Origin of the sequence: Mycolicibacterium pulveris, from assembly GCF_010725725.1 — a bacterium.
Classification (GTDB): domain Bacteria; phylum Actinomycetota; class Actinomycetes; order Mycobacteriales; family Mycobacteriaceae; genus Mycobacterium; species Mycobacterium pulveris.
In genome coordinates, this window is the sequence record NZ_AP022599.1 from 4831040 (window position 1) to 4856359 (window position 25320).

Here is a 25320-nt window from a genome sequence, read left to right on the forward strand (position 1 = left end):
GCGCGCCGTCGCCGCGCGGCCGATTTATCGTGCCTTATGACCGCTCCCGGCAACGAGCCCTACTACGACCTGGGCCGCTATCACCGACGCGTCGACACGCCCGCGCCCGAGGCGCAGATGTGGTTCGACAGGGGCATGGTGTGGGCCTACGCGTTCAACCACGAAGAGGCCATCAGGTGCTTCGAGCGCGCGCTGCAGTTCGATCCCGACCTGGCGATCGCACGCTGGGGTATCGCGTATTCGATCGGGCCCAATTACAACAAGGCGTGGGACGCCTTCGACCCCGGCGACAAGGCGACGTCGTTGACCAGGGCCAGAACCGAGCTCGCGTTGGCCGGCGGTGGGCGGGCCTCCGCGGTCGAACGCGGCCTGATCAACGCTCTGCGGGAGCGGTTTTCGATCGACGACCCCGATGACGTCGATGCGCTGAGCGCGGCAGGCGCGGCGTACGTTGCGGTGATGGAGAGACTCTATGTGGACCACCCCGACGACGTCGACGTCGCGGCGATGACCGCCGACGCCCTGGTCAACCTGACCGCGTGGGCGCTGTGGGACACCCGCACCGGCGAGCCGGCCCCGGGCTCGCGGGTCCTGCAGGCCAAAGAGATCCTCGAGCGCGCGCTCGCCGACCCGGCGGGACGCGAGCACCCCGGCATCTTGCACCTGTACCTGCACACCATGGAGATGTCGGCCAACCCGCAAGATGCGTTGCCGGTCGCGGACCTGCTGCGTGACCTGGTGCCCGACGCGGGCCACCTGCTTCACATGCCCAGCCACATCGACGTGCTGTGCGGAAACTACCGGGACGCGGTCGTGGCGAACACGGCTGCGGCGCAGGTGGATCGGCGGTTCGTCGAACGCGAGGGGCCGCTCAACTTCTACTCGCTCTACCGCGCCCACAACCTGCACTTCATCGTCTATGCGGCGATGTTGGAGGGAAACTCGCGCGCTGCCTTCGCCGCCGCCGACGAACTCGCCGCGCAGCTGACGCCGGAACTGCTGAGCATCGAATCGCCGCCGATGGCCGACTGGCTCGAGGCGTTCGTCCCGTTGGGTGTGCACGCGCTGGTCCGCTTCGGCCGCTGGGACGAGCTGATCGCCCACCCGCTGCCGCAGGACCTCGATCTGTACTGCTCCACGGCGGCCACCATCCACTACGGCCGCGGAGTGGCGCACGCGGCGAGGGGCAACCTGGCCAAGGCACATGCCGAGCAGGACGCGTTCGCCACCGCATATGCGCGCATCCCCGACAGCCGATACCTGTTCAACAACACGGTGATCGACATCCTGGCGATCGCAGCGGAGATGCTTGCCGGCGAGATCGCCTATCGCGAGGGCAGATACGACGAGGCCTTTGCGTGTCTGGAGGCCGCGATCGCGCTCGACGACGCGCTCCCCTACGACGAGCCGTGGGGCTGGATGCAGCCGACACGGCACGCGTACGGCGCGCTGCTGCTCGAACAGGGTCACGTCGAGCGGGCCGCCCGGGTCTATGCCGCCGACCTCGGGCTGGACGACACGCTGCCGCGGCCCTGCCAGCACCCCAACAACGTGTGGAGCCTGCACGGCTACCACGAATGCCTGCAGCGGCTTGGCCGCACCGGGGAAGCGACGATCATCGGCCGGCAGTTGGTGCTGGCCCTGGCGCGCGCGGACGTGGAAATCGCGGCCTCGTGCGCATGCCGGCTCGAGGTCGCCGCCCCGTAGACTGCGGGTCGATGCCCCTGCGCGACGACGACCTCGCCCGCCTGAGCCGCTGCGTGGAACTGGCGCGTGAGGCGCTTGTCAACGGCGACGAGCCGTTCGGATCGATCCTGGTGGACGCCGAAGGCCGGACTCGCTTCGAAGACCGCAACCGGGTCAAGGACGGTGACCACACCCGCCACCCGGAGTTCGCGATCGCGCGGTGGGCCGTCGCGAACCTCAGCCCCGCCCAGCGCGCCCAGGCGACCGTGTACACCTCCGGCGAGCACTGCCCGATGTGCGCCGCGGCGCACGCCTGGGTAGGCCTCGACCGCATCGTCTACGCGACGTCCTCGGCGCAACTGAGCGATTGGCTGCAGGAGTGGGGCGCACCGCCGCCGCCGGTCGCCCCCCTGCCGATCAACACCGTCGCCCCCCGGGTGACCGTAGAAGGGCCCGCGGCGGAGTTCGCCGAGACGATGAAGGCGCTATACGAAGCGAAGTATCGGCCGTGAGACCACCGGCCTGGGTCCAGCACGCGATCTGGTGGCAGATCTATCCGCTGGGCTTCGTCGGTGCGTTTCCGGCCGACCCGCCGCCGGGCCCTGATGAGCACCGGCTGCGCCGGGTCGTCGACTGGCTGGACCACGCCATCGAACTCGGCGCGTCCGGCGTCGCGCTCGGACCGGTGTTCGCCTCGCGCACCCACGGCTACGACACCGTCGACCACTTCCGCATCGACGCCCGGCTCGGTGACGACGACGACTTCGACACGCTGCTGGCCGAGGCCAAGCGCCGCGGGTTACGCGTCCTGCTCGACGGCGTGTTCAACCACGTCGCTGCGGATTTCGCGCATTCTGACTGGTTCCGCAAGGGCAGTAACGGCTTTGACACCTTCGAAGGGCACGGCGACCTGATCGCCCTCGACCACGACAATCCCGAGGTCGTCTCCTACACCGTCGACGTCATGACGCACTGGCTCGGCCGCGGCGCCGACGGGTGGCGCCTGGACGCCGCCTACGCGGTTCCCGAACGGTTCTGGGCCGCGGTGCTCCCCCGGGTCCGTGCCGCGTTCCCGGACGCCTGGTTCGTCGGGGAGGTCATCCACGGTGACTATGCCGCACGCGTCGGCGCGGCAGGCTTCGACTCGGTGACCCAGTACGAGCTGTGGAAGGCCGTCTGGAGCAGCCTGGTCGACGGCAACTTCCACGAGCTGGACTGGGCGCTGGTGCGCCACAACGAGTTTCTCGACGCGTTCGTGCCGATGACGTTCGTCGGCAACCACGACGTCACCCGCATCGCCAGCCGGCTCAACGACACCGGGCACCTCGAGCACGCGCTGGTCGTCCTGTTCACGACCGGCGGCACGCCCAGCGTGTACGCCGGCGACGAGTTCGGCTACCTCGGTGTCAAAGAAGAGCGGTTCGGCGGCGATGACGCGGTCCGCCCGGCGTTCGGCGCCCCGCCGTCGCCCGACGATCGGCGGCACGACGTGTTGCGGTTGCACCAGCACCTGATCGGCCTGCGCAGGCGGCACCCGTGGCTGCACACCACGCGCACGTCGGCGTTGCATCTGACAAACCGCCAGTACATCTATGAAACCGGCGACGGGACAAACGCGTTGGTGGTCGCGCTGAACATCGACGATGCGCCGATGCCGCTGTCGCTGCCCGGGCTCGGCCGCGCCAGCGGGCAGATCGTCGCGGCATCGGGTGCGCGTCCGGCCGACACGGTGACCGAGACCGAGGTCGCGCCGCATGGCTGGCTGGTCGTGGAACCGGAGGTCTAGGCGTGATCGCGGTCAAGCGGCGCGTGCCCCGGCCCAGTGAGCTGGCTCCGCTGCTGCGGTTTCGCAAGCCCACGTTCAACCGCACCGAGCGCCGGCTGCAGGCCGCTTTCACCATCGAGGACCTCCGCCGAATCGCCAAGCGGCGCACCCCCAGGGCCGCGTTCGATTACACCGACGGCGCCGCAGAGGACGAGCTGTCGCTCGCCCGGGCTCGACAAGCGTTCCGCGACATCGAGTTTCACCCGACCATTTTGCGGAACGTCGCCACGATCGACACCAGCCGCACCGTGCTGGGGGACGCCGTCGCCCAACCGTTCGGCATCGCCCCGACCGGTTTCACCCGCCTCATGCACACCGAAGGCGAGATCGCAGGCGCCCGCGTCGCAGCACAGGCGGGTATCCCGTTTGCGTTATCGACCCTGGGCACCGCGTCCATCGAGGATGTCAAGGCGGCCAATCCCTACGGCCGCAACTGGTTTCAGCTGTACATGTGGAAGGACCGGGACCGGTCGATGGCCCTGGTGGAGCGGGCGGCGGCCGCGGGCTACGACACGCTGCTGGTGACGGTCGACGTCCCGGTGGCGGGGGCCCGGCTTCGAGACAGCCGTAACGGCATGTCGATCCCGCCCACCCTGACCCTGCGCACGGTCCTGGACGCGCTGCCCCGGGCCCGCTGGTGGTTTGACCTGCTGAGCACCGAACCGCTGGCTTTCGCGTCGCTGGACCGCTGGCCCGGCACGGTCGCCGAGTACCTGGACACGATGTTCGACCCGACCGTCACGTTCGAGGACCTGGTCTGGATCAAGAAACAATGGCCGAATCGGCTGGTGGTCAAGGGGATCCAGACCATCGAGGACGCCAGGGCGGTCGTTGAACTCGGCGTCGACGGAATCGTGCTGTCCAACCACGGCGGCCGCCAGCTCGACCGTGCTCCGGTGCCGTTTCATCTGCTCCCCGACGTCGCGCGCGAGCTCGGCACGGAGACGGAGGTTTTGCTGGACACCGGGATCATGTCGGGAGCCGACGTCGTCGCCGCGATAGCGCTGGGTGCCCGCTTCACCCTGGTCGGCCGCGCCTACCTCTACGGTCTGATGGCCGGCGGCGAAGCCGGCGTCGCACGGGCCGTCGAAATCCTGTCATCCCAGGTCAGCCGCACGATGCGGTTGCTAGGGGTGACCTCGCTCGACGAGCTCGGGCCGCACCACGTGACCCAGCTGCACCGGTTCGCGCGTGGCGGCACCGGACGGCACCGGTAACCACCGCAGTCACTGTTTTCTCACAGGTCACGCGGTGTTTCGGCGCTTCTTGAGTCCGCGCCGAGTCGGAATCGTTAGCCAACCGCGATGTGGCAACCGAGTGTTGCGCGCCTCTACCCGCCGGCCATGCGTGTTTCATAACGCAGGAAAGCGACGGCAATTGCTTTGTGAAACAAGCGATGAAAGGTGGGTTGGTTGCCGTTATGAAGTTCTTCAAGAGGTACCGAGGTACCAGAACGAAACTGTTGCGCCGCTTGGCGGTGACCGCCGTGGCGGCGGCCGCGATGCCCGGCCTGGTCGGCGTCGTCGGGGGTTCGGCGACCGCTAACGCGTTCTCCCGCCCGGGTCTGCCCGTCGAGTATCTGGACGTGTTCTCCGCCGCGATGAACCGCAACATCCGGGTGCAGTTCCAGGGCGGCGGCCCGCACGCCGTATACCTGCTCGACGGCCTGCGCGCCCAGGACGACTACAACGGCTGGGACATCAACACCCCGGCATTCGAGTGGTACTACCAGTCGGGGCTGTCGGTGGTGATGCCGGTCGGGGGCCAGTCCAGCTTCTACACCGACTGGTATCAGCCGTCGCAGGGCAACGGCCAGGACTACACCTACAAGTGGGAGACGTTCCTGACGCAGGAGCTTCCCGCCTGGTTGGAGGCCAACCGGGGCGTGTCGCAGAACGGCAACGCGGTGGTCGGCATCTCGATGGCCGGCAGCACCGCGCTGACGTATGCGATCTACCACCCGCAGAAGTTCATCTACGCCGCGTCGCTGTCGGGCTTCCTCAACCCTTCCGAGGGTTGGTGGCCGATGCTGATCGGGCTGGCGATGCAGGATGCGGGCGGATTCAACGCCGAGAGCATGTGGGGCCCGTCGACGGACCCCGCGTGGAAGCGCAATGACCCGATGGTCAACATCGGCCAGCTGGTGGCCAACAACACCCGCATCTGGATCTACTGCGGCACCGGCACCCCGTCCGACCTGGACGCCGGTATTGCGGGGCAGAACCTGATGGCAGCGCAGTTCCTCGAAGGGTTCACGTTGCGCACCAACATCACCTTCCGCGACAACTACATCGCCGCAGGTGGCACCAACGGTGTGTTCAACTTCCCGCCGCAGGGCACGCACAGCTGGGGCTACTGGGGTCAGCAGCTCGAGCAGATGAAGCCCGATATCCAGCGGGTGCTTGGAGCCTCTGGCGCCGTCTGAACCACCCCACACAGGGAGCCTGCCGTAACCCCCGAACGGCAGGCTCCCTGCCTTTGTGTGGGGGCGGGTTTCCGCGTCGCGGCGGCTCGTTTCCCGAGTGTGTAGATCTGGCGAACGAAAGTGGACGCGCGCCGGGGAACAAACACCTGTCCGCCAAGGTTGAGTCGATCAGACTGAACTTTGGAGGAATTGATGGCTGAAGCCAAATCAGTGCCGGTGTTGTTCCTGAGCGACCCGATCGTGCTGCCGTCGATGGTCGTGCCCATCGAACTCGACGACGCCGCGCGGGCTGCGGTGGATGCCGCACAGGCCAGCGAGTCGGGCGAACTGTTGATCGCCCCGCGGTTGGAAGACCGCTACCCCTCGTACGGTGTGCTGGCCTCGATCGTGCAGGTCGGCCGCATCGCCGGGGGTGGCGGCACCGCCGCGGTGGTGCGCGGCAAGAGCCGTGCGCAGATCGGCGCTGGTGCCAGCGGTCCCGGTGCCGCGTTGTGGGTCGAGGTGACCGAGGTCGTCGAGCCCGAGCCGACCGACGAGATCCGCACCCTGGCCGCCGAGTACAAGAAGCTGTTGCTGGCGATGCTGCAGCGTCGGGAAGCCTGGCAGATCATCGACTTCGTCAACCAGCTGACCGACCCGTCGGCGCTGGCCGACACCGCCGGCTACGCCTCGTACCTGACGCGAGTGCAGAAGCGTCAGCTGCTGGAGACCCCCGATGTCGCCGAGCGGCTCAAGCTGCTGATCGAGTGGACGGGTGAGCACCTGGCCGAGGTCGAGGTGACCGACAAGATCGCCGAGGACGTCCGCGAGGGCATGGAGAAGCAGCAGAAGGAATTCCTGCTGCGTCAGCAGCTCGCCGCGATCCGCAAGGAACTGGGCGAGGACGAACCCGACGGGTCGGACGACTACCGCAGCCGCGTCGAGGCCGCCGACCTGCCCGAGAAGGTTCGCGAGGCCGCGCTGCGCGAGGTCGGCAAGCTGGAACGGGCCAGCGATCAGAGCCCGGAGAGCGGCTGGATCCGCACCTGGCTGGACACCGTGCTGGACCTGCCGTGGAACGTCACGACCGAGGACAGCACCGACCTGACGGCCGCGCGCGAGATTCTCGACGCCGACCACCACGGGTTGGAGGACGTCAAGGACCGCATCGTCGAGTATCTGGCCGTGCGGGCGCGTCGTGCCCAGCGCGGCATGCAGGTTGTCGGCGGTCGCGGTTCGGGCGCGGTGATGGTGTTGGCCGGCCCGCCCGGGGTGGGTAAGACCTCGCTGGGAGAGAGCGTGGCACGGGCCCTGGGCCGCAAGTTCGTTCGCGTCGCGCTCGGCGGCGTGCGCGACGAGGCCGAGATCCGCGGCCACCGGCGGACCTACGTCGGCGCCCTGCCCGGGCGCATCGTGCGGGCCATCGGCGAAGCGGGTTCGATGAACCCCGTCGTGCTGCTCGACGAGATCGACAAGGTCGGCTCCGACTTCCGCGGGGATCCCGCGGCGGCGCTGCTGGAGGTCTTGGACCCGGCGCAGAACCACACGTTCCGCGACCACTACCTGGACCTGGATCTGGACCTGTCGGACGTGGTGTTCCTGGCCACTGCCAACGTGGTGGAGAACATCCCGTCGGCGCTGCTGGACCGGATGGAGCTGGTGGAGATCGACGGCTACACGGCCGACGACAAGCTCGCCATCGCGAAGGACTTCCTGCTGCCCAGGCAGCGGGAACGGGCGGCGCTGACCGAGGAAGAGGTCACGGTGACCGAGGCCGCGCTGCGCAAGATCGCGGCCGACTACACCCGCGAGCCGGGTGTGCGCCAGTTCGAGCGGCTGCTGGCCAAGATGATGCGCAAGGTCGCGACCAAGCTGGCCACCGAGCCCGGTCCGGTCGTGATCGACGAGCCCGATCTCGTTGAGTACCTTGGCCGTCCGCGGTTCCTGCCCGAGTCGGCCGAGCGCACGGCGGTGCCGGGGGTGGCCACCGGCCTGGCGGTGACGGGGATGGGCGGCGATGTGCTCTACATCGAGGCCAACGGCACCGATGGGGAACCGGACCTGCGGCTGACCGGTCAGCTGGGCGACGTGATGAAGGAATCGGCGCAGATCGCGCTGTCCTACGTGCGGTCGCATGCCGACCAGTTGGGCGTCGACCCGAAGACGCTGGAGCGGCGGATTCACCTGCACGTGCCCGCGGGCGCGGTGCCGAAGGACGGGCCGTCGGCCGGTGTCACGATGGTCACCGCGTTGGTGTCGATGGCCACCGGACGCCAGGTGCGCTCGGACGTCGGCATGACCGGTGAGGTCACGCTCAACGGCCGGGTGTTGCCGATCGGCGGCGTCAAGCAGAAGCTGCTTGCCGCGCAACGAGCCGGGTTGTCAACGGTTTTCATCCCGCAGCGCAACGAGGCCGACCTGGACGACGTCCCGGCCGACGTGCTCGAGTCGCTCGAGGTCAAGTTGATGACCGACGTCGCAGAGATCGTCGCCCAGGCGCTGGTGCCCGCCGCGGACACCGGCGCGACGGCCGCGGCCTGACCGGACACCCGCGCCCGCAGGGGTTTGCCGCCCCTCGGGCGCGGGTACGTCAGCGCCGATGAGCACCTCTGACCGCAAGCGGTTGGTCGAAAGCCTGTTGGAACAGGCCGGAACCACCTATGCCGAGGAGGCCGGGATCCGGCTCGAGGACCAGCCGATGCCGCTGTTTGAACTGCTGGTGCTGTGCATGCTGGCCAGCAAACCCATCGACGCCGCGATCGCGGTGCAAGCGGCGCGGGAACTGTTCGAGGCCGGGCTGCGCACACCCGATGCGGTGCTCGATGCCGACCGCCAGGACATGATCCGTGCGTTCGGGCGCGCCCACTACGTGCGCTACGACGAAAGCTCGGCAACCCGGCTCACCGACATCGCCGAGACGGTCCGCGACCGATACGGCGGTGACCTGCGGCGGTTGGCGGTCGAGGCCGACGGCGACGCGCGCGCCGCGGCCGGCCTGCTCAAGCAGTTCAAGGGCATCGGCGACACCGGAGCCGACATCTTTCTGCGCGAGGTGCAGGACGCCTGGACGTGGGCGCGGCCCTACTTCGACAAACGTGCCCTTGGCGCCGCGCGCGACCTGGGCTTGCCGGACAAGGCCGGCGACCTGGCCGAGCTGGCGCCGCGGGCGGCCGCGAATCTGGCCGCCGCGCTGGTGCGGGTGTCGCTGGACGACGAGCTGCGCGAAAAGGTTTCGTCGTCGCGATGATTCGCATCGGCACCTCGGGGTGGTCCTATCCGCACTGGAACGATGTGCTGTACCCGCCCGGCACGCCGGTGGCCAAGAGGCTGGCCCGCTACACCGAGGAGTTCGACACCGTCGAGCTCAACGCCAGCTTCTACCGCTGGCCCAAGGACACCACGTTCGCCGGCTGGCGTGAACGGCTGCCGTGCGGTTTCACCATGTCGGTCAAGGCCCAGCGGGGGCTGACGCACTACCGGCGGCTCCGGGACCCCGAGCCGTGGATCGAGCGGTTCGAGCGGTGCTGGACGGCGTTGGACGACCGCAGCGAGGCGCTGCTGGTGCAGACCCATCCGCAGTTGGAGCGCGACGACGCACTGCTCGACAACTTCCTGCGGCTCATGCCCGACCGGATTCCGGTGGCGATGGAGCTACGTCACCCCTCCTGGGACGACCCCGTCGTCTATGGGCTGCTGGAACGGCATCGCGCCGCGTATGTGGTGATGAGCGGCGCGGGGCTGCGCTGCGTGCCGCGCGTGACGAGCGAGTTGGTCTACGTGCGGATGCACGGTCCCGAGCAGAGCTCGATGTATGCCGGCTCCTATCCCGACGACGAGCTGCGGCGCTGGGCCGACCGCATGCTGGGCTGGGACGCCGCGGGCAACCGGGTTCTCGTCTACTTCAACAACGATCTGGGTGGCCACGCCATCCGCAACGCGCGCGTGCTCAAACAGCTGACAGCGCCAACCAATGACACCGACTCCCCCGTGCTGGTTCACCGCGAGTAAGCTGCAGAAGCATGACAACGTCGTCCACGATGGTCATCGTCGGCGGCGGCCTCGCGGCAGCTAAGGCCGCAGAAGCCCTGCGCGACAAAGATTTTGACGGTCACATCGTATTGTTCACGGCCGAGGACCACCTACCCTACGAGCGGCCGCCGCTGTCCAAGGAGTTTCTGGCGGGCAAGAAGACGCTCAGCGACTTCACCGTCGCCTCCGCGGCGTGGTATCGCGACCACCACGTCGAACTGCAGCTGGGCACCGAAGTGACGGGCATCGACCCCGGCGCGCACACCGTCGCGCTGCCCGACGGGGAGTCGGTGCGCTACGACAAGCTGGTGCTGGCCACCGGATCGCGCCCCCGCACACTGCCGATCCCCGGCGCCCATTCGTCCGGTGTGCACTATCTGCGCACCATCGACGACGCGGAGACGCTGAAATCGACGCTGAAAGAGGGCGTTTCGCTGGCCATCGTCGGTGCCGGATGGATCGGCCTCGAGGTGGCCGCCAATGCGCGCGAGCTCGGCGCGTCGGTCACCGTGGTCGAGACCGCCGAGATGCCGCTGCAGGCGGCGCCCGGGCGGGAACTCGGCGAGGTGTTCGCCAACCTGCATCGCGAACACGACGTGGACCTGCGGCTGTCGACGACGGTCGAAGAGATCACCACCGCCGACGGCGCCGCGACCGGGCTGAAGTTGAGCGACGGCTCGACCGTCGGCGCCGACCGGGTGTTGATCGCGGTCGGTGCCACACCCAACACCGCGCTGGCCGAGGCCGCCGGGTTGGCGATCGCCGACGGCGGAGTGCAGGTCGATTCCTCGTTGCGCACCAGCGACCCGGACATCTACGCCGTCGGGGACATCGCGGCCGCCGAGCACCCGCTGTTGGGCACGCGGATCCGCGTCGAACACTGGGCGAACGCGCTCAAGCAACCAGCCGTGGCCGCCGACGCGATCCTCGGCAGGCCCGCCGAATACGCCGACCTGCCCTACTTTTTCACCGATCAGTACGACCTCGGGATGGAATACGTCGGCTACGCGCCGGATTACGCGCGGGTGGCCTACCGCGGCGATGTCGCCGCCCGCGAGTTCACGGCGTTCTGGTTCGACGGGGACAGCCGGGTGGTCGCCGGGATGAACGTCAACATCTGGGAGGGGCTCGACGACATCAAGGCGTTGATCTCAGTCCGGGAGCCCATCGACCCGGAGCGGATCGGCGCTCAGTGAGCGTGGTGGCGCACAACGGTTTACGGTTTCTTTCAGTGGCGACGGCGCTCGCGATCGCTGGTGCGGGCTGTTCGGGAGAACGCATCGTCAACACCGACGAACCGCCGCCGACCACGCGGGCGAGCACGTCAGCGGCACCGCCGAAGCCGCCGAGCAGCAAGCATCTGGTGAACGCGTTCGACTACGTCGCCCATCCGCAGCAGGCGGCGGTCTACTACTTCACCACCCCGAGCGGGCGGTGGGCGTGTGCGATCGTGCCGCGCGTGAAGGCCGGCTGTCAGTCGGCGACCGGATGGGCCTCGGGCATGGGCATCTCCGGCGCACCCACCTCGGTACCCGACGCGTCGGGTGTGGACAGCACCCCCAACGCGGTGGTGATCGAGCGGGCGGGTGACGCCCACTTCGTCGTGCTCGATGAACCGGAGTTCTCTTTGACCGCAACGGATCCGGGTAGCGAGGCCAAGCGTTTGGACTTCAACAGGATCCTGGCGGCGGCCGGATTTCGCTGTAACGTGCAGGAGTCCGGAGTGTCCTGCATGAGTGAATCCAGCGGTAAGGGGTTCACGTTCTCGGCGCAGGAATTCGTTCCGCGCTACACCGAGGTCCCTCCCGAGGCGCCCTAGGCTCTCACCGCAGTGTCGCGGTGCCGTCGGAGTTCACCTGCACCTTGGCGCCCGCGATGTCGTCGTGGACCGTCGCGGCGGCCTCCGAGGAGTCGGTGACGACCGCGAGCACCCGCGCATCATCGGGCGTGCGGACCGCGAGAAACGCCTTATCGGGTTCCCCGTCGCGGTTGAATGGTGTGGTCCACGACTCGACGGTGCCCACCCCCTCCCATTCGACGGCCGCCGTCCGGATCGGCTCGCGGTCCACATCCGATTGCACGTCTTCCCAACGGAATCCGTGTTCCGGCGGCCGCGTGCCGTACACCCCGAAGCTGTGCTTGGTGAGGTAGCCGCCGTTGGCGGTGATCAGGCCACGCTGGCCGGGATTTGCCGCCAGGTGCTGCGCCATGGTGGCGATCGAATGGGTGACGTAGTTGTTCCACGGACCACCGGCGAACGTGAGCCCGCCGGTCACCGTGAGCGGGCGGTCGGGGTCGCCGAGCGGGAGCCCCAACTCGTTGGCGGCCACCTGCACCGCCGACGGGAAGCACGAGTACACGTCGATCGCGTCGAGGTCGTCGATCCCGGTGTCGGCCAATGCCAGCACGCGTCGTCCGGCGATGCGGATCGCCGGCGAGGTGTGAAACTCCGCGCGTTCGCCGATGGCGTAGGTGTCGTGCGCGTCGGTGCCCGCCCACGGGAACACCCAGCGCTCGGTGGGGATCTGCAGATGTTTCGCCTTGTCCGCGGAGGCGAGGATCAGCGCCGCCCCCTGATCGACCATGTTGTTGGAGTTCATCAGCTTGGTGTAGGGCCAGCTGATCATCCGGTTGTCGGGCGCCGGCTGCCAGATCGCCTCGGCCGAGCGTTGTTCGCGGCTCCAGGCGTTGGGGTTGCGCGCGGCGACCGCCGAGAACTGAGCCCACAGTTCGCCGATGCGGCGCCGGTGCTTTTCGGGTGTCTCCCCGCCGGCGATCCGCAGCGCCTGTTCGAACATCGGGTAGACGAAGGCCGGGCGGTCCAGCTTGATCCGAATCTCCGCAGGCCCGGCCATCGGCACATGCTCGTCGGCGCCCTCGGCGACGGGTACCGACTCGTCCTGGCTCGTCCACGCCGGCTTCTTGCCCGCGGCGCGCAGCCGCGACCGGGTGCGCCAGGTCTCGGCGCCGGTGATCAGCACCACGTCGGCGCGTCCGCGCTGGATGTCCAGGCAGGCCTGGTTGACCAGCGACTGCGGCACGTTGCCGCCGATGCCGGTGTATCGCGTGCGGGCATCGGTCGCGCCGATGCGCTGGGCGACAAGCAGACCGGGGTCGCGATACCGCCAGGACAGCAGGTTCACCACGCGCACCGAGTCGACGGCCGCCAGCACGCGGGGGTCGGCCGCGTCACGGGCCGCCGCCGCCATCAGGTCGACCGGCTCGACCGTGGGGTTCTCGTCGCGCTGGTTCACTTGGCCGTAGCCGATCAGCACGGGTGTCCTGGGGTCCATCATGGCCTTCCTTGGTGTGCGAACAGCGCGCCCTGCGCGATCAGCCGATCGATGTCCTCGGCGGTCAAACCGAGTACCTTCTGGCAGATTTCGCGGGTGTGCTCACCGGGCATCGGCGCGGGCCGCAATTCCGTCGGCGCGATGTTGGTATACGGCGCGGGACGCGTCTCGGTCGGCATCGCGGCGTCGAACAACGGATGCACCATGTCGGTGTAGGTGTCGCGGAACCGCACCTGCGGATCGTCCAGCACGTCGACGGCCCGGTTCATCGGTGCCGCGGCAATACCCGCCTGCTGCAACGTGTTCGCGACGTCGGTCTTGTCGCGCGCCGCCGTCCACGAGGCCAGGTCGGTGTCGCCGACGACGGCGGCCAGCGCGTTCCGATCCTCATCGGAGCGGATCGAGATCACGCACCATTCGTCGTCGCCCGCGCACGGATACACGCCGTGCTCCGCGGTGTCTCCGGCCACCGGCAGGCCCGCGGCCCTGGCGGCTTCGGTGACGTATGCCGTCGCCAACTGGTTGACCGCGGCTTCGGCCTGCGAAATATGCACGTGCGCACCGCTTCCGGTGGCGCGGCGCTGGACCAGCGCGGCCAGCGCGGCGATCGCGGTGATCCGCGCCGAGACGTGGTCGGGAAAGATGGTCGTGGCGTCATAGAATTCGCCGGGCCCGGCGTCGGGCGATGTCCACAGCCACGTGACGCCGGTGGTGGCCCGCACCAGCGGGCCGTACCCCATTTGCGCGCTCCACGGACCGGTCGCCCCGAACGCGCTGCTCTCGGCAAGCACGACGGCGGGATTGAACTCCTTCAGCCGGTCATAGGAGAACCCAAGCGAGGCAAGCGTTCCCGGTTTGAAGTTGGCGAATACCGCGTCGGACTCGGCGACCAGACGTGCGAACACCTCGGCACCGTCGGGGTGGCGCAAGTCAAGGCCGAGGCTGTATTCGTTGCGGTGCGTCAGAGCCCACGACCGGCTCATCGTCATGCCCGGCGGGGTCTGCCGCAGGCCGTCGGGATAGGCCGCGCTCTCGATCTTGATGACCTCGGCGCCCAGATCGGCGAACAGTCGGCCCAGCTCGCCACCGGCGACGATGACACCGAGGTCGAGAATGCGTACGCCCTCGAACGGCCTGCTGACCGGCCCGGCGCCGCTCTGCGCACGCGCTGTGTCACCGGCCCAGCCGGCCTCGTCGACCCCCGGCGCCGGCGCCGGCCGGGTCAGCCCGGTGTGGCTGCCGTCGACGATGAACGGCCCGCTGGGCACCACCACGTCCACGCCTGGCGCCAACTCGGCGCTGGTCAGCGCGCCCACCTCGCGGAAATGGTTGGAGGACAACGTCTCTTGCGGGGTGAGCACCGCGGCGATCGGAACCCCGCGAGCCTGGCCCTCGGTCACCAGCTCGTCACGTGACTTGTCCTCGCACAGCTGAGCGATGAGCGCGTTCAGTTCCCGCGATGCGGCGTATCGCGCGGCGATCGTTGCGAACTTGGGGTCGGCGAACTGTTCGGGCTCACCGAGCCAACCGAACATGGCCTGCCACTGGCGCGGGGACAGCAGGCAGATGCGCACATACCCGTCGCGGCAGCCGAATATCGGATAGATCTGCTGGTTGCGTGGGCGCCCCCGCCACAGCTCGCGGGCTTTCTTCACCCCCGCGGCGGCCTGGCCCTCCGAGCCGTATGGCGGGTCCAACGACTGCAGCACACCTTCGAAGCGGGCGAAGTCGATGTAATCGCCTGTGCCGTCCTGCAATCGACGGTAGTACGCGGCCAGCGCGGCCCAGGCGGCCTGCGCCGCCGCCGTGGCCGACGCCAACCCGATGGGCGGCAGCACAGGGGTCCCGGTGGTCGGTCCGGTCCGTGACAGCGCTGTCGACAGTGCATACAGCACGGCGTCGGTGGCCTGCCACCCCGCCCGCGGCCCGCTGGTGCCGAAGTCGGTGATCGACAGCGTGACCAGATGGCCGAACCGCTGCGACAGCGCGACGCACGAGGTGCCGAACGCTGCCGCCGCCCCGGGGTTGCCGCTGTCCACCACGATGTCGGCGGCACCGGCCAACTCGATCAGCCGTTCGCGGTCGGCGGGATCGGACGGGTCGAGCACCGCGCTGCGCTTGTTGGCGTTCTGCAGCGCGAACCGCACGCTCGCGCCGGCGACGGTGGGCGCCTCGCCACGGGCCGGGCTGCCGCCGGGCGGTTCGATCTTCAGCACGTCGGCGCCGAGGTCGGCGAACAACCGGCCGACGCCGTCGGATTCGGCCCCACCCAGGTCAAGCACACGCAACGACGCCAGCGGTCCGCTGTTCATCGCGGCCCCCGACGCGTCGACTCAACACCTGTCAGCACGCCCGTGAGCGTAACGGGTGACGATCCGATTATTTCTCGGGCGTCGTGGGTACCACTCGCGCATCATGACCGTGGAGCCGCTCTCCCCCACCCTGACCGACGACGAGCTGGCGCTGATCGACGCCTATTGGCGCGCGGCAAACTACCTTTCGGTGGGGCAGATCTACCTGCTGGACAACCCGCTGCTGCACGAGCCGCTCGCCGCCGAACACATCAAGCCGCGGCTGCTCGGCCACTGGGGCACCACGCCGGGCCTCAACCTGATCTACGCCCACCTGAACCGCGTCATCCGCGACCGCGATCTGTCCCTCATCTACATCACGGGCCCAGGCCACGGCGGACCGGGGCTGGTCGCCAACGCCTACCTCGAGGGCACCTACACCGAGGTCTACTCCCCGATCACCGAAAACGCCGACGGAATGCGAAAGCTGTTTCGCCAGTTCTCCTTTCCCGGCGGGATACCCAGCCACGTCGCGGCCGAGACACCCGGATCCATCCACGAGGGCGGCGAGCTCGGATATGCGTTGGTGCACGCCTACGGGGCGGCGTTCGACAACCCCGACCTGGTGGTGGCGTGCGTGATCGGCGACGGCGAGGCCGAGACCGGCCCGCTGGCCGCCGGCTGGCACTCCAACAAGTTCCTCAACCCCGTCACCGACGGTGCGGTGCTGCCGATCCTGCACCTCAACTCCTACAAGATCGCCAACCCGACGGTGCTGGCGCGCATACCGCAGGAGGAGCTCGAGTCGCTGCTGTTCGGCTACGGATACCGGCCGATCACCGTCGCCGGCGACGACCCGGTCAACGTGCACCAACAGCTGGCCACCGCGTTCGACGAGGCCTTCGACCAGATCGCCGCGATCCAGCGGGCCGCCCGGCTCGACGGCGAAACGGGTCGTCCGCTGTGGCCGATGGTGGTGTTGCGCACCCCCAAGGGCTGGACCGGTCCCAAGAAGGTGGACGGCAAGAAGGTCGAGGGAACGTGGCGGTCCCATCAGGTCCCGCTGTCGGAGACCCGAACCAACGCCGAGCACATGGCCGAGCTGGAAGCCTGGCTGCGCAGCTATCGTCCCGACGAGTTGTTCGACGAGCACGGGGCATTGCGGCCCGAACTGCGGGCACTGGCCCCGACGGGCCAGCGCCGCATGAGCGCCAACCCGCACGCCAACGGCGGGCTGCTGCTGCGTGATCTGGACCTGCCACCGTTCACCGACTACGCGGTGGCGGTGGACACGCCGGCGAGCGAGACCGCCGAGGCCACCCGGGTGCTCGGCACCTTTCTGCGGGACGTGATCGCGCGCAACCCGGACCGGTTCCGGTTGATGGGCCCCGACGAAACCGCCTCGAACCGGTTATCGGCCGTCTACGAGGCAACCGCCAAGGCGTGGCTGGCCGAGATCAGCCCCGACGACGAGGACCTCGCCCCCGACGGGCGGGTGATGGAAGTGCTCTCCGAGCACCTGTGCCAGGGCTGGCTCGAGGGGTACCTGCTGACAGGCAGACATGGGCTGTTCAGCTGTTACGAGGCGTTCGTCCACATCGTCGACTCGATGCTCAACCAGCACGCCAAGTGGTTGTTCAGCAGTAGGAGCTTGTCCTGGCGCCGGCCGATCGCCTCGTTGAACTACCTTCTGACATCCCATGTTTGGCGTCAGGATCACAATGGCGCGTCACACCAGGATCCCGGTTTCATCGACCACGTCGCCAACAAGCGCCCCGAGGTGGTGCGGGTGTATCTGCCTCCGGACGCCAACACGCTGCTCTCGGTCGCCGACGACTGCCTGCGCAGCCGCCACTACGTCAACGTGATCGTCGCGGGCAAGCAGCCCGGGTTGACGTACCTGACGATGGACGAGGCGATCGCCCACTGCACCCGCGGGCTCGGGATCTGGGGCTGGGCCAGCAGCACCAACGGCGAGCCCGACGTGGTTCTGGCCTGTGCCGGCGACATTCCGACGTTGGAAACCCTGGCCGCCGCCGACATCCTGCGCCGCGAGCTGCCCGAGCTCGGCGTGCGGGTGATCAACGTCGTCGACATCATGCGGCTGCAACCCGACACCGAACATCCCCACGGGCTCTCCGATCACGAGTTCGACGCGCTGTTCACCACCGACAAGCCGGTGATCTTCGCCTACCACGGCTATCCGTGGCTGATTCACCGGCTGACCTACCGCAGGACCAACCATGAGCATCTGCACGTGCGCGGATACAAGGAGCGCGGCACCACAACCACCCCGTTCGACATGGTGATGCTCAACGACCTCGACCGCTTTCATCTCGTCATCGACGTCATCGACCGGGTGGGCGACCTGGCCGATCGCGCGGCGGTGCTGCGGCAACGGATGGTCGATGCGCGGCTGGCCGCGCGCCGCTACACCCGCGACCACGGCGAGGACGACCCGGCGGTCGCCGACTGGACCTGGGACCCCGCCTATCAGGGACCGTCGCTGTCCCAGGACGCCCGCGGCGAGACCCCCCGCTAGGATCGATGGTTGTGTCCGAGCAAGCAGTGCTAGCGAACCCGCCGCACCCGCTGGTCGAGCAGCTGTCGGCGTTGCACCGCTTCCGCACCTACGTCGACATCGGCATCGTCATCGTGGTGCTGGCGCTGACGAACCTGATCGCGCACTTCACCACCCCGTGGGCCAGCATCGCGGTCGTTCCCGCCGCCGCGGTCGGCCTGCTGATCCTCGTGCGCTCCCGCGGGCTGGGCTGGGCCGAGCTCGGGTTGAGCCGCGCGCACTGGCGGTCGGGTGCGGGCTACGCCCTGGCCGCGGTCGCGGTGGTGGTGTCGGTGATCGCGCTCGGCGCCCTGCTGCCGTGGACCCGGCCGCTGTTCATGAACAACAACTACGCGACGATCTCCGGCGCGTTGATCGCCTCCATGATCATCATCCCGCTGCAGACGGTGATCCCCGAGGAGCTGGCGTTCCGCGGTGTGCTGCAGGGCGCGCTGGACCGGGCTTGGGGATTTCGCGGCGTGGCGGCCGCGGGGTCGTTGCTGTTCGGGCTGTGGCACATCGCGACCTCGTTGGGCCTGACCACCAGCAACGTCGGCTTCACCCGGCTGTTCGGCGGCGGCTGGTTGGGCACGCTGGCAGGCGTCGTCCTCGCGGTGGTGGCCACCGCCGTCGCCGGCTTCGTGTTCACCTGGCTGCGGCGCCGTAGCGGCAGCCTGATCGCCCCGATCGCGCTGCACTGGTCGCTCAACGGGCTCGGCGCGCTGGCCGCCGCGCTGGTGTGGCAGCTGTCTACCTGACCATCAACACCGCTGCGCCCGAAATCCGGCCCGCGGCAAGGTCGCCGAGCGCGGCATCGGCCCGCTCCAGCGGGTACTGCGGCGACGTGACCTCGATGCGGTGCCGTTCCGCGAACGCGAGGAACTCCCTGGCGTCGGCGCGCGTGTTGGAGGTCACCGACCGCACCTGGCGCTCCTGGAACAAATGGCGCTGATAGTTCAGCGAGGGAATGTCGGTCAGGTGAATTCCGGCGATCGACAGCGTGCCGCCACGGTCCAGTGCCTCCAATGCGGGCAGCACCAGTTCGCCGACCGGGGCGAACAGGATCGCCGAGTCGAGCTTTACCGGCGGCGGGTCGGCGGCACCCTGCGCTGACGCCGCGCCCAGCTTCAGCGCCAGTTCCCGAGCCTTCGCCCCGCGGGTCATGACGTGCACCTCTGCCCCCCGCGCGAGCGCCACCTGCGCCGTGATGTGGGCGCTGCCGCCGAAGCCGTAGATCCCCAGCCGTCCGCCGTCGGGCAGGTCGGCCCGCGACAGCGCGCGGTAGCCGATGATGCCCGCACACAGCAACGGCGCCAACTCGGCGTCGGAGTATCCAGACGGCAGGTGATGAGCGTAAGCGGCTGGCGCCGTGGTGAATTCGGCATAGCCGCCGTCGGCGTCCCATCCGGTGTAGCGGGAGTCCGGGCAGAGGTTCTCCGACCCGCGCCTGCAGTACGAACACCGTCCACAGGTGTGCCGAAGCCACGCGACACCGACCCGGTCGCCGACGGCGAACTCGTCGGCGGCGCCCGGGCCGACCTCGACCACCTCGCCGACGACCTCGTGACCGGGGATCACCCCCGGCCGATGCACCGGCAGGTCCCCCTCGGCGACATGGAGGTCGGTGCGGCAGACACCGCAGGCGCGCACTGCGATCAGCAGTTCACCGGCCTGGGGTCGGGGTACTGGTGCCGTCACGCGCTCTGCCGGCCCGGTGTCCATCGGGCCCGGGGCCGTGACGCGCCACGCGGTCATCGTCGAAGTGGTGCTCATCACCCCATCGTGGCGCGATGTGTTGTGCCACACCACCCCTCGGGCTACAAGCCGGTGGGATTTCGATGTCACAACGAGGACGTAACCTGGTGATGACGACGGTCGGCGGGGCCGGCCGAGCCAGGTGGTGCCGGCGCGAGTCCGGCACCTGTGCGAAGGGAGGGTGAACCGATGAAGGGTTTGGCGGCGCTGGCGATCGGCGCTCTCGCGGCGGGCGGCATTGCCCTCGCCGCTCCGGCCAACGCCGGTTGTCAGGGTGGTTGGACGCCGTGGGGTGGCGGCGAGATCTGCGACGGGCCTATCGCCCCCGACGGCAGCTTCGAACGGTGCCAGGCAGCCGGCGCCCTGGGCTTCGGCGGCAGCAACTGCTTCATCACCAACGTCGCCGTTGCCCAGCCGCCGTGGGTCGGTCCCTGAACCGCTAGCCGCTGACGGGCATCACGCGGGCGGCAGCATGCCCGGCGCGTCCTCCGGCGCCACCGGAACGGGCTGTCCGACGCCAGGCCGTGGCGCCGCGTTCGGGTCGGCAGGCGGTGGCGGCGGTGCGTTCGGATCGGCAGGCGGTGGCGGCGGTGCGTTCGGATCCGGCGGCGGCAGCGGCGCGTTCGGGTCCGCGGGAACCGCGGGCACGGGCGGCGTGTAGGGCCGGATCGAGTTGGCCAACGTGACGGCCTCCTCCTTGGGCACCGGGTTGTTCGCCGTGCCCAGCCACACGACGAACCAGCGCTCCGGGGTGCGCTGGCCGCGCGGGGTGCCCGGCTCGGTGGCCTCGCCGACCACGCCCGCCCAGATCTGGCCGTTGGGCTTGTTGGTGTCGGTGAACTTCACCTCGTAGTAGGAGGCGACGCCCGGCATGCCGTCGGCGTCCAGCTCAACCGTCTCCTGGTTGACGCGGGTGCCCGGGAACGGCATGAAGAACTCGCCCATGTCCGAGGCCAGGCGCTGCGCGGCCTTGGTGTTGTCGGTCTCCGCGCCGGCGAACAACTTCAGGTCCAGGCGCCCGAGCAGGATGCTGGTGTCGTTCGGCGGTTCGGCCCCTTCCGGGGTCACCTTCGTCAACAACGCCTGCCCGTAGGACAGCTGGGTCGAGTCGGACACCTGCCATCCGGCCGGCACGACGAAGCTCAACCCGCCCGCGGCGTTTTCGACGCGACCCGGGTCGGCGGGCGGCGGCGCCGGTGCGTTGGGATCGGCGGGCGGCAGCGGCGCGTTGGGATCGGCCGGCGGCGGTAACGGAGCGCCCGGCGGGGGCGGTGGTGCCGGTGCGACGCCCGGTGGCGGCGGAGGTGCCGGCGCGACGCCCGGCGGGGGCGGCGGGACGTTCGGATCGGCGGGAGGCGCGGGTACACCCGGAGCGGGCCCGGGCGCGCCAGGCGCGGGAGGCGGAGGCGGCGGGGTGGGTTCGGGCTGCGCATGTGCCACCGAGGGCAGCGCGAGGGCAACCGCGGTGGCACCGGTCAACACGGCGGTCGCCAGCGACCTCGAGATGCCCCTACGGTGTTGAATTAACGCATCCGGCTGATCCATGGGAAAGAAGTTACCGTGTTACCGGCGTGACGCAAGTGTGAGTTGCTCTTATTGTGCTTAATCTTTTGCTTGCTGAGATCGCAACAGCCCCAGAGAGCCACGCCTGTGGCGAGTTGCTGGCAGCATAAAGGCCCCGCGCGTCGCGCGGGGTGCGTCCCACCCGAGATTTCGCGGCGACCGCCGGCGGTGTTACGGGCTCGGATGGATCGCCACTTCCTGCGCCTTGACCGCGAAGTAGATCCGCTCGCCCGGCGTCAACCGCAACTCGGCCGCCGCTTCGGTGGTGATGTCGGCAGCCAGCCCCGGAGCGCCGTCGGGCTGGTCCTCGGCGCGCACCCGGATTGCCGGTCCCCGGCTGTCGAGTTCGGCGACGGTCACCTCGACGGTGTTGCGGGGGCTGCCGCGTGGTCTGTCGCGATAGACCGCAACGGCGGCGGGGTAGAACAGCGCCACCGCGGAATCCCCTGCGACCACATCGGCGGCCCGCTCGCCGTGCCACGACATCCCTGTTCGCGTCCGCAGCGCGCCGTCGGCGCCCACCACACCGTTGACCAGGTTCACGCCGGCGAACCGCGCCCCGAACCTACTGCGCGGCGTCGCCAATATCGCCGCCGCCGAGCCGGTTTCGGCGACGCGCCCCGATTCCAGCACGATCACACGGTCAGCCAACGTCAGCACGTCGAGGATGTCGTGGGTGACCATCACCGCCGAGCGGTCGTCGCGCACCAGCACCTTTCGCAGCACCTTGCGGGCCGCGGTCGCGGCGGCCACATCCAGCCCGGCCAGCGGCTCGTCGAGCAACAGCACGTCGGGCTCGGCGGCCAACGCCCGCGCCAGCGCCACCCGCTGCGCCTGCCCACCCGAGAGCTGACGCGGCATCCGCGAGGCCAGCTCCGCGGCGTCGACCTCCGTCAACCAGTGGGCTGGCCTGCGGCTGCGCGGCGGAAAGGCCACGTTGGCGGCCACGCTCAGATGCGGAAACAACAACGGGTCCTGCATCAACAGCCCGACACGCCGATCGTGGGTGGCGATGTGGATCCCCGAGCCGACATCGGTCAGCACCCGCTCCCCCACCCGCACGAAACCCGCGTCGGGACGCAGCAGCCCCGCGATCACGTGCAGCACCGTCGACTTGCCCGCACCGTTGGGGCCGAGCACCGCCAGCACCTGGCCCGCGCCGACCTCGAATTCGACGTCTACACCGCGGTTTTCGACGGCGGCGCGCACGCTGATCCCGGTCACGGTCGGCTACCAGGCACTGGCACCCCGCAACCGCCTGCTGCCCAGCCCGACCACCACCACGGCGGCGACGGCGACCAACAGCAGCGACAGCGCGACCGCGGCCTCGGCGTCGCTTTCGCGCTGCAGGTAGACCTCCAGCGGCAGCGTGCGGGTCACGCCCTGTCGTGAACCGGCGAACGTCAGGGTGGCGCCGAACTCGCCGAGCGACCGCGCGAACGCCAGCACGGCCCCCGACACCAGACCCGGTGCGAGCAGTGGAAGCGACACCCGCCACCACACCGTGGTCGGCCCGGCGCCGAGCGTCGCGGCCACCACCTCGTAGTCGGAGCCGAACGTCCGGGCGGCGCCCTCCAGCGCGAGCACCAGAAACGGCAGCGACACGAACGTCTGGGCGAGCACGACGGCCGTCGTCGTGAACGCGATGTCGACGCCCGCCATCTCCAGGTACCTGCCGAGCAGACCCAGCCGACCGAACGCATACAGCAGCGCGATACCGCCGACGACCGGCGGCAGCACCAGCGGCAGCAGCACCAGCGGACGGACGAAGCGCACCAGCCTGCTGTCGCTGCGGGCCAGCACCAGCGCCATCGGGACGCCGAACAGCAGGCACAGGGCGGTGCTGGCGGTGGCGGTTCTGAGGCTGAGCAGCAGCGCCGTCACCGACGCCTCGCTGCTGATCAGCGAGAGGAAATTCGGCCAGTCGACCTTGGCCGCCACCGCGACCAGCGGCAGGGCCACGAACAGCGCGCCAATCGTGGCGGGTAGGTAGAGCCAGCGAGGCAGGGCTGACGTGGTCAAATCCGGCCCTTTTCCCGCTTCACAGCCAAACCTTAGGACACGTCCGCGGGGTTGCGCGGCGTTGGGCCAACACGCCGCGACCAGTCGTCCGCGCGCCTGTTTCGTCCCGTAGCTACTGTCCAGTAACATGGGTCGGACGCGGTTGGATTCAGCGTCGAATCACGAAGGAGGTCCTTGCGATGGAGGTCCTGGTCACCGGAGGTGACACCGATCTGGGTCGCACGATCGCGGAAGGTTTCCGCGACGCCGGACACCGGGTCGTGATCGCCGGCGCTCGACGCGGTGATCTGGAGATCGCCGCGAAAGAACTCGACGTCGACGCGATCGTCGTCGACAACACCGATCCGGCCAGCCTCGAAGACGCGCGCGGACAGTTCCCCCACCATCTGGACACGATCGTCAACGCGCCCGCCCTGCGGTGGGATGCCGGCGACCCGCGCGCCTACTCGCTGGCGGATCACGCGACGGCGTGGCGTCAGACGCTGGACTCGACCGTGCTTTCGGCGGTGTTGACCGTGCAGCTGCTCGGCGACCATCTGCGGTCAGGCGGGTCGATCGTCACCGTGATACCCGAACACCCGGGCGACGGCAGCGCGGAAGCGGCCATCAAAGCCGCGGTGACGGACTGGACGGCCGGGCAGACAAACCATTTCGGCACCCGCGGCATCACGGTGAACGCCGTGGCCGCGGGCCGCAGCGCCGAACCGGGCTACGACGGGGTGTCGCGGGCGACGCCGACGGCGGGCCAGGAGATCACCCGGCTCGCGCTGTTCCTCACCACCCCGGCCGCACGCCACATCACCGGGCAGACCCTGCACGTCAGCCAGGGTGCGCACGCCGCCTGGGAATGAATCGCAACCCCGCGCCGTAGAACTACTGCGTGAGCATTCGACTTGGACTCCAGATACCCAACTTCTCCTACGGCACCGGTGTCGCGCAGATCTTCCCCACCGTGATCGCCCAGGCGCAGGAGGCCGAGGCCGCCGGCTTCGACTCGGTCTTCGTGATGGACCACTTCTACCAACTGCCCGGGCTCGGCACACCCGATGCGCCGATGCTCGAGGCGTACACCGCGCTGGGCGGGTTGGCCACCGCCACCGAGCGCGTCGCGCTGGGCACCCTGGTGACCGGCAACACCTATCGCAACCCGACGCTGCTGGCCAAGACCATCACCACGCTCGACGTGATCAGCCAGGGCCGTGCCGTTCTGGGCATCGGCACCGGCTGGTATGAGCTCGAACACAACAGCCTCGGTTACGAATTCGGCACCTTCACCGAGCGGTTCAACAAGCTCGACGAGGCGCTGCAGATCATCCTGCCGATGCTGCACGGCGAGCGCCCGACGTTTTCGGGCAACTACTACCGCACCGAAGAGGCGATGGCCGAGCCGCGGTTGCGCGACCACATTCCGCTGATGATCGGCGGCAGTGGCGAGAAGAAGACGATTCCCCTCGCGGCGCGGCACTTCGACCACCTCAACCTCATCGCCGGCTTCGACGAGTTGCCCCGCAAGCTGGATGTGGTCAAAGCGCGGTGTGACGAGGTCGGCCGTGATCCGGCGACGCTGGAAACCAGCATGCTCGTCATCGCGCTCATCGGCGAAAACATCACGGGCGAAATGATTCCCGACGATTTCAAGCAGCAGGCCGTGTACGGCAACCCCGAGCAGGTCGTCGAGCAGCTCAAGGCCAAGGTGTTCGACGTCGGCGTCGACGGCGTGATCCTGAGCCCGGTGACAAGCCTCAACGGATATCAGCCCGGTGGGGTCACCGCGGTCGGCGAGCTCCTCAAGCCGATTCTCGAGGGCGAGTCTGGGCTCCTGACGTGGGATATGCCACAGCACACGGATTCGTCGAACCGAGGTTCAGACATCTACCGTGGTGGGTAGACCT

Annotated in this window: 21 protein-coding genes and 1 pseudogene; 15 read left to right on the forward strand and 7 right to left on the reverse strand. The window is 69.0% G+C overall.

From position 1 onward, the window contains the following. Positions 1-36 precede the first annotated feature (36 nt). The 10 genes from G6N28_RS23430 (at position 37) to G6N28_RS23475 (ending at position 11763) form a co-directional block, all read left to right on the forward strand. Positions 37-1707 (forward strand): tetratricopeptide repeat protein, encoded by a 1671-nt coding sequence (locus tag G6N28_RS23430; RefSeq protein WP_163904501.1) that lies wholly within the window; start codon positions 37-39, stop codon positions 1705-1707. Between the two features lie 11 nt (positions 1708-1718). Continuing rightward, positions 1719-2198, forward strand: a complete 480-nt coding sequence (locus G6N28_RS23435; RefSeq protein ID WP_163904503.1) for a nucleoside deaminase — start codon at positions 1719-1721, stop codon at positions 2196-2198. Beyond that, positions 2195-3472 (forward strand): alpha-amylase family protein, encoded by a 1278-nt coding sequence (locus G6N28_RS23440; RefSeq protein ID WP_163904505.1) that lies wholly within the window; start codon positions 2195-2197, stop codon positions 3470-3472. Before G6N28_RS23435 ends, G6N28_RS23440 begins: the two co-directional genes overlap by 4 nt. 5 nt (positions 3473-3477) lie before the next feature. Continuing rightward, complete coding sequence (locus G6N28_RS23445) at positions 3478-4728, forward strand: alpha-hydroxy acid oxidase (protein WP_163906575.1); 1251 nt, start codon at positions 3478-3480, stop codon at positions 4726-4728. A gap of 203 nt (positions 4729-4931) precedes the next feature. Then, entirely contained in the window at positions 4932-5936 is a 1005-nt protein-coding gene (locus G6N28_RS23450; RefSeq protein ID WP_163904507.1) for an esterase family protein, read from the forward strand. Positions 5937-6128: 192 nt separating this feature from the next. After that, positions 6129-8456, forward strand: a complete 2328-nt coding sequence (gene lon / locus G6N28_RS23455) for an endopeptidase La (RefSeq protein WP_179962142.1) — start codon at positions 6129-6131, stop codon at positions 8454-8456. Positions 8457-8514: 58 nt separating this feature from the next. Beyond that, the gene (locus G6N28_RS23460) at positions 8515-9162 is read left to right on the forward strand and encodes an HhH-GDP family DNA glycosylase (protein ID WP_163904511.1); all 648 of its coding nucleotides are present in this window, start codon (positions 8515-8517) and stop codon (positions 9160-9162) included. After that, positions 9159-9923, forward strand: a complete 765-nt coding sequence (locus G6N28_RS23465; protein ID WP_163904513.1) for a DUF72 domain-containing protein — start codon at positions 9159-9161, stop codon at positions 9921-9923. The genes G6N28_RS23460 and G6N28_RS23465 overlap by 4 nt, the downstream gene beginning before the upstream one ends. An 11-nt stretch (positions 9924-9934) precedes the next feature. Then, positions 9935-11140, forward strand: a complete 1206-nt coding sequence (locus G6N28_RS23470; RefSeq protein WP_163904515.1) for an NAD(P)/FAD-dependent oxidoreductase — start codon at positions 9935-9937, stop codon at positions 11138-11140. A gap of 35 nt (positions 11141-11175) precedes the next feature. After that, complete coding sequence (locus G6N28_RS23475; RefSeq protein ID WP_163904517.1) at positions 11176-11763, forward strand: hypothetical protein; 588 nt, start codon at positions 11176-11178, stop codon at positions 11761-11763. 4 nt (positions 11764-11767) lie between these two features. Here the strand turns inward: G6N28_RS23475 and G6N28_RS23480 are convergent, their stop codons facing one another. Together G6N28_RS23480 and G6N28_RS23485 are read right to left on the reverse strand one after the other, a co-directional pair. Continuing rightward, on the reverse strand, positions 11768-13237 hold the full coding sequence (locus G6N28_RS23480) for an acetyl-CoA acetyltransferase (protein WP_163904519.1): 1470 nt from the start codon (positions 13235-13237) through the stop codon (positions 11768-11770). Next, entirely contained in the window at positions 13237-15549 is a 2313-nt protein-coding gene (locus tag G6N28_RS23485; protein ID WP_163904521.1) for a CaiB/BaiF CoA-transferase family protein, read from the reverse strand. Before G6N28_RS23485 ends, G6N28_RS23480 begins: the two co-directional genes overlap by 1 nt. A gap of 103 nt (positions 15550-15652) precedes the next feature. Here G6N28_RS23485 and G6N28_RS23490 point away from each other — a divergent pair, with 103 nt between their 5' ends. Both G6N28_RS23490 and G6N28_RS23495 read left to right on the forward strand, forming a co-directional pair. Beyond that, positions 15653-18070: a phosphoketolase family protein gene (locus tag G6N28_RS23490; RefSeq protein ID WP_163904523.1), complete on the forward strand. Its 2418-nt coding sequence runs from the start codon at positions 15653-15655 to the stop codon at positions 18068-18070. 5 nt (positions 18071-18075) lie between these two features. After that, entirely contained in the window at positions 18076-18846 is a 771-nt protein-coding gene (locus G6N28_RS23495) for a CPBP family intramembrane glutamic endopeptidase (protein WP_276001716.1), read from the forward strand. Here the strand turns inward: G6N28_RS23495 and G6N28_RS23500 are convergent. Continuing rightward, entirely contained in the window at positions 18839-19861 is a 1023-nt protein-coding gene (locus tag G6N28_RS23500; protein ID WP_276001717.1) for a zinc-binding alcohol dehydrogenase family protein, read from the reverse strand. The two genes, G6N28_RS23495 and G6N28_RS23500, sit on opposite strands and share 8 nt — an antisense overlap. A 171-nt stretch (positions 19862-20032) precedes the next feature. Here G6N28_RS23500 and G6N28_RS23505 point away from each other — a divergent pair, with 171 nt between their 5' ends. Continuing rightward, entirely contained in the window at positions 20033-20278 is a 246-nt protein-coding gene (locus tag G6N28_RS23505) for a CDGP domain-containing protein (RefSeq protein WP_163904526.1), read from the forward strand. A gap of 21 nt (positions 20279-20299) precedes the next feature. On the opposite strand, the gene G6N28_RS23510 is transcribed toward G6N28_RS23505, so the two are convergent. From G6N28_RS23510 to G6N28_RS23520, 4 genes and pseudogenes are all read right to left on the reverse strand, one after another. Continuing rightward, complete coding sequence (locus G6N28_RS23510; RefSeq protein WP_163904528.1) at positions 20300-21388, reverse strand: alanine and proline-rich secreted protein Apa; 1089 nt, start codon at positions 21386-21388, stop codon at positions 20300-20302. Between the two features lie 189 nt (positions 21389-21577). Continuing rightward, positions 21578-22090 carry a TOBE domain-containing protein gene (locus G6N28_RS27475; protein WP_407665024.1) on the reverse strand — a complete coding sequence of 171 codons (513 nt, stop codon included), beginning with the start codon at positions 22088-22090 and terminating at the stop codon, positions 21578-21580. A gap of 90 nt (positions 22091-22180) precedes the next feature. Beyond that, positions 22181-22630 (reverse strand): annotated as a pseudogene (locus G6N28_RS27480) (ATP-binding cassette domain-containing protein); the annotation flags it as partial. Between the two features lie 6 nt (positions 22631-22636). Further along, positions 22637-23428: an ABC transporter permease gene (locus G6N28_RS23520; RefSeq protein WP_235674673.1), complete on the reverse strand. Its 792-nt coding sequence runs from the start codon at positions 23426-23428 to the stop codon at positions 22637-22639. Between the two features lie 179 nt (positions 23429-23607). On the opposite strand from G6N28_RS23520, the gene G6N28_RS23525 reads away from it, so the two are divergent. Then, positions 23608-24279 carry an SDR family oxidoreductase gene (locus G6N28_RS23525; RefSeq protein WP_163904542.1) on the forward strand — a complete coding sequence of 224 codons (672 nt, stop codon included), beginning with the start codon at positions 23608-23610 and terminating at the stop codon, positions 24277-24279. A gap of 29 nt (positions 24280-24308) precedes the next feature. Then, on the forward strand, positions 24309-25316 hold the full coding sequence (locus G6N28_RS23530; RefSeq protein WP_163904544.1) for an LLM class F420-dependent oxidoreductase: 1008 nt from the start codon (positions 24309-24311) through the stop codon (positions 25314-25316). Positions 25317-25320: the final 4 nt, after the last annotated feature.